General features: G+C 40.1%; 12 protein-coding genes. 1 reads left to right on the forward strand and 11 read right to left on the reverse strand.

From position 1 onward, the window contains the following. Positions 1 to 315: 315 nt before the first annotated feature. The gene (locus J4N37_RS18720; RefSeq protein ID WP_038884694.1) at positions 316 to 1,164 is read right to left on the reverse strand and encodes a mechanosensitive ion channel family protein; all 849 of its coding nucleotides are present in this window, start codon (positions 1,162 to 1,164) and stop codon (positions 316 to 318) included. A gap of 149 nt (positions 1,165 to 1,313) precedes the next feature. Continuing rightward, positions 1,314 to 1,793: a DM13 domain-containing protein gene (locus J4N37_RS18725; protein WP_252043089.1), complete on the reverse strand. Its 480-nt coding sequence runs from the start codon at positions 1,791 to 1,793 to the stop codon at positions 1,314 to 1,316. 233 nt (positions 1,794 to 2,026) lie between these two features. On the opposite strand from J4N37_RS18725, the gene J4N37_RS18730 reads away from it, so the two are divergent. Further along, positions 2,027 to 4,165 (forward strand): sensor domain-containing diguanylate cyclase, encoded by a 2,139-nt coding sequence (locus J4N37_RS18730; protein WP_252043090.1) that lies wholly within the window; start codon positions 2,027 to 2,029, stop codon positions 4,163 to 4,165. 73 nt (positions 4,166 to 4,238) lie between these two features. Here J4N37_RS18730 and J4N37_RS18735 read toward each other — a convergent pair whose 3' ends face one another. The 9 genes from J4N37_RS18735 to J4N37_RS18780 form a co-directional block, all read right to left on the reverse strand. Continuing rightward, positions 4,239 to 4,964, reverse strand: a complete 726-nt coding sequence (locus J4N37_RS18735; RefSeq protein ID WP_252043091.1) for an SDR family NAD(P)-dependent oxidoreductase — start codon at positions 4,962 to 4,964, stop codon at positions 4,239 to 4,241. 138 nt (positions 4,965 to 5,102) lie between these two features. Further along, positions 5,103 to 5,657, reverse strand: coding sequence for a sugar O-acetyltransferase (locus tag J4N37_RS18740; protein ID WP_045391120.1), 555 nt, complete (start codon positions 5,655 to 5,657; stop codon positions 5,103 to 5,105). 126 nt (positions 5,658 to 5,783) lie between these two features. Next, positions 5,784 to 7,124, reverse strand: coding sequence for an HlyD family type I secretion periplasmic adaptor subunit (locus J4N37_RS18745; RefSeq protein ID WP_252043093.1), 1,341 nt, complete (start codon positions 7,122 to 7,124; stop codon positions 5,784 to 5,786). Beyond that, complete coding sequence (locus J4N37_RS18750; RefSeq protein WP_409582647.1) at positions 7,099 to 8,829, reverse strand: type I secretion system permease/ATPase; 1,731 nt, start codon at positions 8,827 to 8,829, stop codon at positions 7,099 to 7,101. Before J4N37_RS18750 ends, J4N37_RS18745 begins: the two co-directional genes overlap by 26 nt. A gap of 43 nt (positions 8,830 to 8,872) precedes the next feature. Then, a complete protein-coding gene (locus J4N37_RS25155; protein ID WP_038884701.1) occupies positions 8,873 to 9,466 on the reverse strand; it encodes a calcium-binding protein in 594 nt (197 codons plus the stop codon). Between the two features lie 198 nt (positions 9,467 to 9,664). Beyond that, positions 9,665 to 10,309 (reverse strand): LuxR C-terminal-related transcriptional regulator, encoded by a 645-nt coding sequence (locus J4N37_RS18765; RefSeq protein ID WP_045391117.1) that lies wholly within the window; start codon positions 10,307 to 10,309, stop codon positions 9,665 to 9,667. 222 nt (positions 10,310 to 10,531) lie between these two features. Next, positions 10,532 to 11,203 (reverse strand): LuxR C-terminal-related transcriptional regulator, encoded by a 672-nt coding sequence (locus tag J4N37_RS18770; RefSeq protein ID WP_010451093.1) that lies wholly within the window; start codon positions 11,201 to 11,203, stop codon positions 10,532 to 10,534. A 174-nt stretch (positions 11,204 to 11,377) separates the two neighbouring features. Further along, entirely contained in the window at positions 11,378 to 11,578 is a 201-nt protein-coding gene (locus J4N37_RS18775; RefSeq protein WP_038886694.1) for a restriction endonuclease subunit S domain-containing protein, read from the reverse strand. A gap of 55 nt (positions 11,579 to 11,633) precedes the next feature. Continuing rightward, a complete protein-coding gene (locus J4N37_RS18780; RefSeq protein WP_038886693.1) occupies positions 11,634 to 13,550 on the reverse strand; it encodes a methyl-accepting chemotaxis protein in 1,917 nt (638 codons plus the stop codon). Between the last annotated feature and the right edge of the window lie 134 nt (positions 13,551 to 13,684).

Raw genomic sequence — 13,684 nt, forward strand, 5'->3', positions numbered from 1 at the left:
ATTAATCGCGTACACGTTTTTGTACTTTTTAGCATTAACGAGTTCTTTTACTGATAGGACCAAATGACAAGTCAAAATAAGATTCGACCAATTGAAGCGCATTTACTTAAGCTGACAAGCATCGCTCCCACCTAAAGCCAAAGTGAGATTAAGATCAAAATATCAGTTAGTAATTATTGACTTAATAAGTAAAGCGAATCTCGTGCGTAATTTAACGATTATATGCGCCCTGATCCATTAAGATTATTTGTTGCAACGACAAATAAAAAGAAACCCCGCATTTATAGCGGGGTTGCTGTTATTCCGTATCAACATTTAGCCAGAGAGCGGGACTGGGAAGTGCTGCTCATATAGCTCCATAAAGTCTTTACGAATCAGGTGCTCTAGGTGGTTTGCTTTATCTGTAGGGCAGAAAATCATGATATGTACGATTTGCTCACCATTAATATTGCTGGCGATATGAACATGTGGCTCTGATCCCGGCAAGTCGACACCTGCATGCTTTTCTATCATCGCATTATAGCGGTGTGCAACATCAGCGAAATAGCTACAATGTTCATCAATTTTATCGGTTAGTAGCGGTAAAATCGGGTATAAATTAACAAAGTCTTTTACCACTACTGAAAAGTTGTGGTAGACGTAGCGCTTCATAAAGTTAAGGTTTTTCACTGGGTAAGTGAAAAACATGCTATTTGGCAGTGTTGCGGTTTTACCTGTGTAGTGATATTGCCCATGATGCAGGTCGATTTCTTGGATAACCGTCGCCATCATGTTGTGCTCAATCACTTCTCCGCATAACTTACCCACTTCAATCCAATCACCAATCCGAAACGAGCGCGAGCTAGCACGTTGAATTGAACCTGTAAAACACAAAATAATCTCTTTAGAAGCAACAACTATCGCCACGGCGATGGCCGTCACACTGAGAGCAAACTCGCTGATTTCGGATTGCCATAAGATGAACAAAATAATCAGCGTGATGGCAAAGGTGCCATTTTTGGTTCTCGACATCCAACTGCGTTGCTCTTCTGTAATGAATGCATCGTCACCTCGGATTCGAGACAGAATCAAACGACGCAGAAGAATGATGAACAGCAGGATTAATGCAGTAAATAAAATCTTGTGAGTGAGAAGAAAATCGACGACTAACTGTACTTTCTCCATTCCTCGCTCCCTGTATGGCCTAGATTATTTGACCTCTTAGGTTAGAGGTCCTGTTATAAGAAAGTAACCTTATCAATTTCTTAACCAATTGTCCTAGTTTGAAGGGTTCAAATGGGACAACTCGGATGAAACATTCTCTAGAAAACCACTTACTCGCTGACTGGAACTAACTTAGCTGAAGTAATAAACTCACCAAAGCTTTCACACCACACAATGACAGAGTTATATTTTTCTGTATCGATAGGCTGACTGAGAGGAAGCACAAAACGATCAAACGTTTTTATATCTCCAAGGTTTACCATCTGTGATTTCCATTGAATAAAGTCTGATTCAGTCTCTACGTATTGGGGCGATAAATAGAGTTTGTAATCAGGACCAGGAGCAAGCTCTCCTTCAAAAAAAATCTGAGATTCAGTCGCCGTAATCACTCCCTCCCCCCAATGGAAGAAATCGCTGCCTTCTCTATTCTTATCGAACTTTCCTTGTTGCAGTTCTTTTTGGTTTTTCGATGACACTGATGGAATTTCTGGCGATTCAGGTTGAGTAAGAATCGGCAACGCGTAAATACCTAAAGCAAACCCTAGTGCAACACAACTCGCGTGTGTAAAAAACAGTAATATAACCCTCATTCGAACTCCTTATTCTCTTCTACTTACTGATGATAATTTATAAACTCATCACGATCCATCACCGCTGTCATTAGCATTTTCTAGTTGAGATCACAAATCACAAATAGATTACATAACAGTGTTCAATATTTATTGAATCTAACTCGCCCTTTACAGAACGACATATTAAAATGATCACATAACTTCACTGCGTCCATCGCAAATCAAGCATATAAATATAAAAAGGGGACTTGATGGACCATCCGGCTTACTTACAAATCGTGGCGTTGCTGACGCGAATTCAGAACTATCCAGGCTTATCAGGGCTAGCATATATTTTGGACCGCGTTGACGCTATATGTACACAACATGATTACCAACGCTGCCAACAAGTTGATAGCTTTGTTAGAGGTTTTACTTGCGATCGCAACGATCAGCTAGAGCAAGCAATAGAGTTCTATCAAACATCTATTGATGCGAGCCCGTCTCGTAAAAACGCTTTGCGCTTCCAAGCACACATATTGTTAGCATCTATTTATGCAGACCGAGAGCAATACCAAGCGGCATATTCTCTTTATCAAGAGGTGCTTCTTCATACACACTTATTAGACACTAATGCTCTTTCACTGTTATATACAAATGTTAGTGACCTATACCTTTCACTAGAAAAATACCAACAGGCTGTAGAGCTAGCAGAATTAGGTTCACAAGCTTCCGAAAAGGTTTGCAACCTTGTAAATCAAGCCATATGTCAGCTTAATATTGGCCTCGGACTTGGTAAACTTCAGAACATTGAAAATGCCTTGGTGTCTATTGAGCGAGCCCTAGATATTGCGGTTGAAATCAATGATACTAGAATCGAGGCGATCTCTCATAGTTACCTTGCTCAAACGAAGCTTAATTGCGATTCATATAATTTTGACGACATTGAGCAACATTTTGTCGCCGCTCACCAGCTTTTCCGCCTAGTCAAAGACAAACATAATCAACAAGAAAACTTAACTGCGTATCTAGAATTTCTAGTCCAGCATTTAAAATATGCTCAAGCTCAGGATCTATGTGATCAGCTAGCTCAAGATGATGACTTAAAAAGCAACTTTGGCTTCTATTCAAAGTATTGCCATGCCCAAATGACAATATATGAAAAAGGCAACGACTGGAAAGCGCTTGCTGGCTTTCAGATGATGTTCTTATCCCATCTCGAAAATCAGTTAAACGAACAGAAACAGAATGATGCCGAACAGTTAAGGGGGCAGATAAGTCACTTAACTCAAGATCAAGAGCATCTTGTAATGAAAAAAATCCGGGAACAGATTGGAACCCTGACAGATATAGGTCAAAGCATCGCTACATCCGATAACTTGGAGAATGGCTTAGCCTTTATCTACGAAAAAGTTGGTTCCGTCTTTCCTACTGACGAATTTGGCATCGCCCTATACGATCAGAGCACCCACGAGCTTGATTACCGCTACTTCTTTGATAGCGATGGACCAGTTGAGAGGCTAGTAATCAACTGCGATCAAGATAAAAATATTGGTAGTTATGTCGTTCGTACCGCGCAGACTGTACATATTAACAATGTTAACGACGAATCGATCAGTAGTTACGTACCTCTTGAAGTTAGGGAAGACCACGATCTCGTGGTATTCGACAACAATAAAATAGCCCGATCAATCATTTTGACTCCAATAAAACTGGGTAAACGAATATTAGGAGTCTTGTCGGTCCAGCATCACCAGCCTGATCAATACCAACAACATCATGTTCATCTTTTTGAGCAGCTTGCGAATTTTATCGCTATTTCATTGGAAAACTTTGAACAACGACAAAATCTACAACAAGCCAACATACTGCTAGAAACATTGTCTCGCACCGACCCACTTACAGGTTTATATAATCGCTATCAGCTTGACTCTCTAACACCTTCATTGATTTCAAATGCTCAAATTAGCGGCAATTCATTAGCTTTGGTGATCATTGATATTGACTACTACAAAGGCTACAACGATTTTCATGGTCACCATAAAGGCGATCAGGCTCTAAAATTGGTTTCCTATGTTTTAAAAAAGGTATTTGATCAGTTTGGGACTCATATTTTTCGTTATGGTGGAGATGAGTTTCTCATCATATGTGAAAATCTCAATGAGGCTCGACTGATGTCAAAGCTCTCTTTACTCCAAGAACAAATAGAAGATCTAAACCTAAGTAACCCTCTTTCCAAATGTTCAGAAATATTGACCTTATCTGTGGGGGCGGTGAATTTTCATAGCCTTGATAGTTGCTGCTTTGAAGAGTTGTTTACCATTACTGATAAACAACTATATCGGGCAAAAGAAAAGGGACGTAACGCTATTAGTTTTGCTGCCCATTCATTTGATTTAGAGTCTGTTTAATCAAAGAATTTTGGTTAAAATTCAGATTGAAGAAAAGTACTTTAAGTCGTCAAGTAAAAACGCTCGAGAGGCTCTAGCCTATTAAACTATCTTGATAGATCATTTTCTTACTCATCCCTCCATCAACGACTAAGTTATGGCCATTAATAAAGTCGTTTTCGGGATGGGTTAGAAACAAGCATGCATTAACGATATCTTGCGCTTTCCCAACTCGGCCTGAAGGATGTTGCTCGTGATCTAGACGGTTCAGCTTTTCATATCCTTCAACTTGAATCCATCCTGGACTAATGGCATTAACTGTAATAGGCGTATCTGACAAGGAAATGGCCATCGATTGGGTCATCGATAACACACCACCTTTTGAGGCCCCATAAGCATCCCATCCAGATTCGTTCTGATTCCAACGAGTTGACGCAATATTTATGATGCGTCCATAAGGCTGCTGATTGTTCAACCCTATAAATCGGCGAGAACAAGCAAAAGAACCTTTGAGGTTTACATCAATAACACGAGAAAACTCTTCAAAAGTAAGCTCTTGAAGAGGCTTATTAAAGTTAGCAATCGCACCATTGTTTATCAGAATATCTAGCTTGCTGTACTGGGTTTGTATCTTGTCAAAAGCTTGTTCTATTTGATCGGTTTGCCCCAAATCTACTTGATAAAACTCTGCTTCTGGATTTTTGTTTGGTGCAATATCGAACACAATAACTTTAGCTTGCAAATCAAGGTAAGCTTGGGTCAGGTATTGACCAATCCCCTGACTCCCCCCAGTTATGACCACAACTTTATTTTGGTACATACATAACCCTCTGAATCTATTTTTTGCAGAAATTATTTTAAGGTTTGGTAATGACAATGGATAGCAAAAGCACAGCTTGGTCATTGCTTTTCTAACTATATATAAGAAAAAGCCGACGATATGTCGGCTTTCGATTATCTAGTCTATTGGGCGAATCACTTTGCAGGGGTTACCCGCTGCTACTACGTTAGGTGGAACATCTTTCGTAACCACACTGCCTGCACCAATCACCGAGTTTTCACCTATAGTCACGCCCGGGCAAACAATCACGCCTCCCCCTAACCATACGTTGTCTCCAATTGTAATCGGAGTTCCGAACTCAACGCCTTCTTCGACTCGTCCTTTAACATCGAGTGGGTGACCTGCCGTATAGATTTGCACATTAGGGGCGAACAAAACGTTATCGCCTATATGCACTTCTGCTACGTCTAATACAACGCAGTTGAAATTTGCATAGAAGTTTTTACCCAGCTTAATGTTTGAGCCGTAATCGCATCGAAATGGTGGCTCTAGGTACGCACCTTCTGAATCAGGGATCAATTCATCAATTGCACCGCGCCACTCGTTTGTATCAGGAATGCTATTATTTAGCTTTTGTAACACTTTTCGGCATTCAATTCGTGCTTGATATAGCTCTTTATCCCAAGCATCGTATGGCTCACCTGCCAACATTTTTTCTTTCTCGGTTCTCATCTTTACACCACCTCACAAAAAATAAAAACGCATCAAAACACATCACAACACCACAAAATGTGACTGACGTAATGGATTATTTGTTTGGGTGAGCGCTATGACGAGATTTCAAATAGGACCTATCCATCAGTCTTCTCGGAATGCACGATTCATACTCTCTGTTAATGGTTTTAGAAGATAGCTTAGCGGTGTCCTTGGTTCAGATAAAATGAGTACCTCCGCATTCATCCCAGATGTTAGCTTGTAGCTATCCACGTCCTCTTGGTTCAAAGCAATTCTAGCTAAATAGTAATCTTGCTCCTGTTGATTGGTCAGCTTATCTGCTGAAACGGTAAGAACGGTCCCATTTAAAGGAGCCAATGTTCTGGCATTAAGTGCGGTTAGACGAACATGTGCAGACTGTCCTGTACTTACTAAGTCAATATCTTCAGGGTTAACTTGAGCTTCAACCAACAATTCATCATCGAGAGGTACAAGTTCGAGCAACGTATCACCTGAGTTTATAACGCCTTTTTCGGTAAACACCTGCATGTTTACAACTCTACCCGATATTGGTGCCGCTATATTTGTTCGATCTAACGTATCCTTTGCTAGACGCAGTTCTTCACGCACAGTAACAATATCTTTTTGGGTTTCTCTTAGTTCTGCAACAATTTCATTGAGACGCTCCAAGCGCAGTTCTTCGATTCTCGCTTGATTCTCATCTAATCGCTTTTGCACCGTTAATGATTGTCGATCGAGTTGGCTAAGCGTACTTTTTACTTCTGTAGCCATACGCTTAAGTTGGAGAAGAGCTGACTTTCCTGCATACCCTCTTTGCACCAGCGACTGATTGCTACGTATTTCTTCTTCAATTAGCTGTAAGCGTTCTCTCTCAATCTTTTTGGTGTTGGTCAAGTTGTCTAGCTCTAAATTAGCTCCAGACATACTTTGAGCGATGATATTTAGTTTGCTGTCAAAAAAGCGTTTCCTTGCCTCAAAAATTTTACTTTGGACTAACTTGGCTTCTCTAAGTATTTCTTCACTTGAAAGGTTTTCTAAATCCTGTGACCATGAGATTTCACCTAAGTTATCTAACTCGGATGACAACCGATTCTCTTTTGCTACGGTATGTATGAATAAACCATTCATAGAATCCCATTTAGCACTCGCATGTTGTCCTGAAAGCTTAATAAGTAGTTGCCCTTCTTCGACACGATCACCTTCATGCACATGTATTGATGCGACAATCCCCCCTTCTAAATGTTGTACCTTTTGACGCTTGCTTATTACCGACAAATCACCATAAGCAATAGCCGCACTTTCCAGTTGAGCCGTTGCGCCCCAATAAACAAATCCCATCAAAAATGCACTTAATGAAGTGAGGCCAAATAATATTGGTTTCTTCCAATGCAAATGGCTAGGAGGTGTGTACCTGAATATTCTGTCACGCTTCGTTTGTTCAGCGATGGGCAGTTGCTCTTTCATCTCTCACTCTCGGTATTTCGATATTGTCATTTCCCATCAATCGCTTCAAAACTTCCTCTCTAGGGCCGTAGAGTTGAGCTTTGCCATCAGAAAGATAAAGCAAACGGTCCATCTGCCTCAAAGTACTAGCGTTATGAGCAATGATGATCACAGTCGTCTCTTTAGCCTTTAAGTGAGCTATCAACCGTTGATACGCAGACTCTCCCTCACCATCAAGGTTAGCGTTCGCTTCATCAAAAATAACGACTGAAGGTTGCCCATAAACGGCCCTAGCGAGAGCAATTCGCTGACGCTCACCTCCAGAAAGACCTCTACCATTAACGCCAATAGAAAAATCGTACCCACCATTTTTTTTCAAAATTAGCTCGTGGCATCCGGCTAACTTAGCGGCCTCTATAACTTTTGATGGATCTTCTTCCTTAAATCGAGAAATATTCTGACGGATGCTTCCCGGAAAAAGCTCTACTTCTTGAGCTAAGTAACCGATATGCTCCCCTAAATCTTCTGAAGGCCAAGCAGAGACTTCCATTCCATCCAAGGTCACTTTTCCTGCTGTGGGCGGTATGATGCCAATAAGTAGACGCGCAAGTGTTGATTTCCCTGTTCCTGAGGGTCCGATAACTCCTACGGAAGTACCTTGAGGTATTGATAACGTTATTTGAGAAAAGAGTAGACCTGCGTTTTCTGGAAGATGGTACGCTAAGTTTTTGAGTTCAAAGTTTCCCTTTGGAGGTGGGAGAGGCATATCGGTTTCCACCATAGTCGCTCTTAAGTCTATTTCCTTTAGCCGAGAGAAAGCGTTATGCGTTGATACTGCACTTCGCCATGTAGTAATAGCTTGTTCCATTGGGGACAATGCTCTACTCATCAATATTGAACTGGCTATCATTGCACCAGCCGTTATTTCGTGTGATATGACAAGCCACGCTCCGCCAGCCAACAACGCTATCTGCAATGACCCTCTTATGAACTTTGAAAAGTTTGTCAAATAAATAGATTTATCTAATGAAGATTCTTCGGACTTCTTTGTACTACTAACACCTTGAAACCACCTCTCTAAAAAGGCATTCATCATTCCCATAGCAAGTATCGAATTTGCATTCTGCGTCGCTATTTCCGCTTGAGAAATATGTGAAACAGACTGTACCTCTGCTTCTCGCAAGGATGTCCTAGTAACCACTTCATTAAGCAGCCCTAAACCAAATAGAATAAGTGAACCCGCAAGCGATATATGACCAAGCATTGGATGTAGCAGATAAACAAATGCAATAAAAATAGGAGTCCACATTGCATCTAACAAAGGATACGGAGCTTGACTGCTCAGAAAGACTTTTATCGTCTGGATGTCTTTTAAAACCTGAGAGGTATAACCTTTCCCAGTATAAGCCTGAAACTGAATGCTTCGACGCAACATAAATACTGAGATTTTCGCTTCCATCCAATTACCGAAAGACTGACTCACTTTTGCCCTAGCAATATCAAGTAAAGCCATCGTGAACATTGCAGATATGACAATAATCGTGAGAAGGACTAGGGTATCCGTTGAATATGAAGATATGACTCTGTTGTATACTTGAAGCATATACAAAGGTATGGATAACACCAATAAGTTGATAAAGAAGCTAAAAAACATCAAGCTCCAAATAAGCACAACTAACTTATTTTTTACTACTTTGAAAATTGAACTTGGCACAGAAGAGACCATTAAAATCATATCGCGCCAGATGAACTGGCGCTACTTAGATGAATTAGAAAACAAATAAATCGCTACCGTGAGCTTCAACTTCTTCTTGAGTTAGACCCTTGACCTTTACAGTAAAATCTTCCCCGTTACTAAACACAGCATTACCACGTGCATCGTAACTTATCTCAAGGTCTGAAAGTGACTGGACGGATTCACTACTAAACATCAAAATATCTTCGTCAGCGTTGAAGTCTAAAACCGTTGAGTTACCATGTCCGCCAAACTTGTCTGTGAACACAAATTTGTCTTCTCCGCTCCCCCCACTAACGACGTTTTTACCTGAGCCTATGATCAAACGGTCGTTGTCAGCACCACCATGCATGCGGTTGTCACCATGAGAAGCCAGTAGCACATCATCTCCAGTTCCCCCTCGCATCGTGTCGTTTCCATGACCTCCTTTCAAGACGTCATTTCCTTTGCCGCCAACAATCAAATCGTTGCCATCTCCCCCAATTACAAGGTCATCTTTGGCTCCAGCATAGATTTTGTCACTACCATCCAAACCTACGATCACAGAACTGGAATTGTCGTAGGACTTAATTACGTCATTACTGTTGGTCCCTTGTTCTTTATCTTCGTATTTATTTGGGTCGCTCATACAGAGTTCCTCTACTTTCCTTTACGTTATTAGAATGTCAGCACCTTACGACTTGAGATCCAGACCCGCTGATCTTAGTAAATGGCCAAAGGAAAGAAGTTTGAATATGGAATGAAACTTTAAGAGTTGCGACTCAATAGAAATAACCATCTATTGGTACTTTTATATATAAAGTCATTTGTAATCATGAATCTATAGTCAAGCTTTCAGATTTTTCTTTGCCCATCTTGTAGCTTGATTTCGGTTTTTTACTTCTATTTTTCTGAAGATATTGTAAAGGTGGGACTTAATTGTATGTTCACTAATAAAAAGTGAATCCGCAATTTCCATATTGGAACCGCCTTCTTTCAACATTTGGAGAACCTGCACCTCACGCCTTGTCAAATCAATCTCAAGTTCCGGTTCTTCAATGCGGTATTTCTTAGCTTCATGATATGAAACTAGCTGATCCAGCATTCTTCGTGATAACCAATTATCACCGTCAAGTATACCTTTCAAAGCTTTACAAAGGGTATCAATGGAGTCCGTTGGCTTAAAGATGCCCTTTAATAGGGGCCAGTCTGCCAACTCTTCAATCGCCAGATCCTTAGTTAGGTTTAGTAAAATCGTACCTATAACACGATCGTCTGATTTTAAATGACTCATCATTTCTTCGGACATATCGGAAGAAAAATCAACTAGTAAATAATACTTTTCGCTACACAGATTTTGATATGGATTGTCTAAGTTAATCGTCGTTATTTTCGTATCTACTCTTGATGCAAGCATATCCCTAAAGTTTTCACTTTGTAAGCTTTGCTGAGTAATTAATAGTACTTCTGGATTAACTTGAATACTTTCCATGTCTCTTCTCTACCATTTAAATTTAAATCCTGCCTAGTGCACTCAATTGGTATAATTAGTATCTTAGTGCTAGTTCATACAGGTTAATTTGAATAGGGAGAGAATAAAATGGTTGCAAGTAAAAAATTCAAAATAAAAAAAAGTGTTTCTCAAATGAGAAACACATGGCAAACTTTTGTACTATTGAGTAGATGTGAGTCGCAAAAATAATTAACAAATAGGTTAGTAAGATACTTCTTGAACGTTTGATATATTATCTTTCGCCCAAATTAGTGCTTGCACTCTATTTTTGACTTCTATTTTCTTAAAGATATTGTGCAAATGTGTTTTTACTGTATTTTCACTCACGAATAAATTTTCAGCAATTTGTTGGTTTGATGCTCCCATGGATAAGAAGGTTATTATCTGTCTTTCTCGCTTAGTAAGCACCGTCTTCGTATTTCGGCTGACTGGTTTAAAATGCCTACGAAGATGGGTTATGTACTGCTGAGCGAGCTTCCTACTAAACCACATCTCACCTTGCAGAATCTTGCCTATGCCAATCTGTAAAGTATGGATATCATCAGAGTTGTAAAAAATACCGCTCAAGCTCGACCACGCGAACAACTCTTCCGTAGGTATATTCTTGTCACAATTAATCAGAATTTCTTCAGCATTACTAAATTCTGCCTTTTTCAGTTCCATATAATGTGAGTACATATCTTCACTGACTACACTGGAATCAAGAATGATCGTAGATATATTCCCTGACATCGCTTTAAATGCAATGAGCTTATCTGGAGAGAGTAAAAATACGTTGATTCTTAATTTATTTTCTAGAATTTCTTTAAGTAAAGATGACTGTAAGCTGTCTTCCGTTACCAAAATAACATTACTTTTAGATCCGCTCACCATTGCTATTCAAGTCCTTTAATAGTTTGGTTTGAAATACGCAATAGATTTAGGTAGGTCGAGGTTATTGTCAAGTATGAAAAAGGTTGGGCTTAAAGCGAAAAAAAAGGGAGGAGTTAACACTGAGTATAAATTAAATAAAAAGATAAAAAAAGGGAGTATAAAACTCCCTCTTTATTAATGCACTGGCACTGAGTTTTTCTGATTGAACTTACCAAAGTATTGCTCTAATACTTCCGGTGTCAACTTACCCTCAGCCTCTAGCTTTTTCAGTTCAGCAGCAATTTGTTTCTGCTCATCTAAAGAAGGAAGTTTAACTTCAGGCTCTTGAGCTGCTTCTTGAGAAATCATCTCCAGCTCTTTTTCAAAGTCGTTCATCGATACTTACCAAATGTAGTTAAAATCAAAAGCACTTGCTACATTCTACCCAACTCTAGAGCTTGAAGCTACCTACCATCTTGTCCAGACGAGAAGATAGGTCACGCAATTCCTGACTAGCATTAGCAAGCTCTTCAGCGGTTGTTGTCGTCGCTTCATTAATTGCGTTTATCTCTTCGATATTTTGATTGATCGTATGAACAACTGTTGATTGTTCTTCGGTTGCCGTTGCTACTTGCGTGTTTCGGTCTGAAATATCTGCAATACGCTCAGAAATATTCATCAGCACTTCAACAGCTTCATCTGTCGATGCTACACCTTCAAACGTTACTGCTTTACCAGCTTCCATTGCGGTTACCGCATCTTGCGCGTCGCTCTGAAGTTGATTGATCATCTTCTGAATTTCTTCTGTCGAGTCAGCTGTACGTGAAGCTAGGTTTCGAACCTCATCAGCTACTACTGCAAAACCACGACCTTGCTCACCAGCTCGCGCCGCTTCAATCGCTGCGTTAAGTGCAAGTAAGTTAGTTTGCTCAGAGATATCACGAATTACATCAAGGATAGAACCAATATCCTTTGTGGTCGTTGCAAGTTGAGCCACAACCATGCTTGTAGTCTCTACGTCACCAGCTAGGCGGCTGATTACTTCTTTTGCCTGAGTAACTACTTGTCTACCAGTTTGGGTATTGTCAGATGCTTGATTAGCTGTGTCCGCGGCCGTCGCAGCATTGGATGCAATCTCACTGATCGTCGCACCCATCTGGTTAATAGCAGTTACAACTTGGATCGTTTGATCTCGCTGTTCTTGGCTATTATCATGAGTCGTCGTCGCTTTATGAGAGACGCCTTCAGCCGCTTCACTCAGTGAGTTGCTTGTCAAAGACACTTCTTTCATCGTTGCATGGATTTTCTCAATAAAGCCATTAAAGCCTTTTGACAACTGGGCTATCTCATCATTGCCTTTGATCTCGATACGTTGGGCCAAATCACCTTCGCCTTGTCCCAGATCGGTAAATCGGTCTGCAATCAATTTAATTGGATTCGTAATGCTATTCGCTAGCAACACACCCATAGCAATAAAGATTAGCGCCACAATTGCCGTCGTCAACATCATTTTTTGACCAGTTGCATTTAGATCAGCGAACACTTCATTAACCGGTACAACACCAACAACAAACCAGTCCATTGAAGGTACATACAAGCTAGACACAAACATCTCTTGACCTTCAAATTCGGTCGTTACAAGATTGAAATTACCTTTGTTTAGCAGTTGAGACGCCTGACTACCGAATAGTTGATTAATAGAAGACTTGTTTTTACCTTGCTGACGATGAATTTGGATATCGCCTTTACTGTTTGTAAGGAACACATAGCCAGTATCTTCAATTTTGAAACCATTCAGCAGTGACACCATATCATCCATTGACTTAGATAAACCTGACATCGAAGTACCGGAAAGATCCTGATAGTTCGCGAACATTTTTACTTCGCCATTTGCCTCTTGGAATACACTTACCGACGTTTCTTGGCCAGATGAAGTAAAACCAAAGAACCACCCGTCTTGTGAACGGTTTAGTTGACGTAAGAAACCATTTTGGTTCCAGTAGTATGCTGTATCACGGTTCGCAACCGATGCATCATTCAGCTTATATTGAGATTTCACATTGTTTAACTGCTGAACTAATTTCGATTCAACTTGTGAGTTGCGATCAGTCGTCGAAACCGCTTCAACTACAAACTCATTCGTAGCCAATTGCTTGGCTGCCTGTTGCATCTGAACAACTTCACGGTCTATTTCCGTGTTAATTTGTTGCAACATTGCTGGCAATTCAATATCAATAAGTCGATGACTTAAAACTTCTTTGGCATGACGTTGTGCCATCACACCAACAATAATTGTAGAGGCAAGTACAGCAAATGTAATACCAAGTACAACCTTTTGTTTAATACTCAATGAACTAAATTTAAGCATTTATGGACCTTCAATAGAATCACTCATTATGTGCTGATATTTTATAAAATCAGCTATGGGGGACTGCCTTTACAAGCAAATATTCACGCAGGTTATATCGACATCACAGCAGAGAACTAGAGGTTTTTCTCACA

The organism is Vibrio sp. SCSIO 43153 (assembly GCF_023716625.1).
Taxonomy (GTDB): Bacteria; Pseudomonadota; Gammaproteobacteria; order Enterobacterales; family Vibrionaceae; genus Vibrio; species Vibrio rotiferianus.

Bases quoted from the DNA above. Each gene is read 5' to 3' on its own strand.
- J4N37_RS18770 (WP_010451093.1), bottom strand. From the start codon at position 11,203: ATGGTGAGCGGATCTAAAAGTAATGTTATTTTGGTAACGGAAGACAGC.
- J4N37_RS18735 (WP_252043091.1), bottom strand. From the start codon at position 4,964: ATGTACCAAAATAAAGTTGTGGTCATAACTGGGGGGAGTCAGGGGATT.
- J4N37_RS18775 (WP_038886694.1), bottom strand. From the start codon at position 11,578: ATGAACGACTTTGAAAAAGAGCTGGAGATGATTTCTCAAGAAGCAGCT.
- J4N37_RS18780 (WP_038886693.1), bottom strand. From the start codon at position 13,550: ATGCTTAAATTTAGTTCATTGAGTATTAAACAAAAGGTTGTACTTGGT.
- J4N37_RS18750 (WP_409582647.1), bottom strand. From the start codon at position 8,829: ATGGTCTCTTCTGTGCCAAGTTCAATTTTCAAAGTAGTAAAAAATAAG.
- J4N37_RS18765 (WP_045391117.1), bottom strand. From the start codon at position 10,309: ATGGAAAGTATTCAAGTTAATCCAGAAGTACTATTAATTACTCAGCAA.
- J4N37_RS18745 (WP_252043093.1), bottom strand. From the start codon at position 7,124: ATGAAAGAGCAACTGCCCATCGCTGAACAAACGAAGCGTGACAGAATA.
- J4N37_RS25155 (WP_038884701.1), bottom strand. From the start codon at position 9,466: ATGAGCGACCCAAATAAATACGAAGATAAAGAACAAGGGACCAACAGT.
- J4N37_RS18720 (WP_038884694.1), bottom strand. From the start codon at position 1,164: ATGGAGAAAGTACAGTTAGTCGTCGATTTTCTTCTCACTCACAAGATT.
- J4N37_RS18725 (WP_252043089.1), bottom strand. From the start codon at position 1,793: ATGAGGGTTATATTACTGTTTTTTACACACGCGAGTTGTGTTGCACTA.
- J4N37_RS18730 (WP_252043090.1), top strand. From the start codon at position 2,027: ATGGACCATCCGGCTTACTTACAAATCGTGGCGTTGCTGACGCGAATT.
- J4N37_RS18740 (WP_045391120.1), bottom strand. From the start codon at position 5,657: ATGAGAACCGAGAAAGAAAAAATGTTGGCAGGTGAGCCATACGATGCT.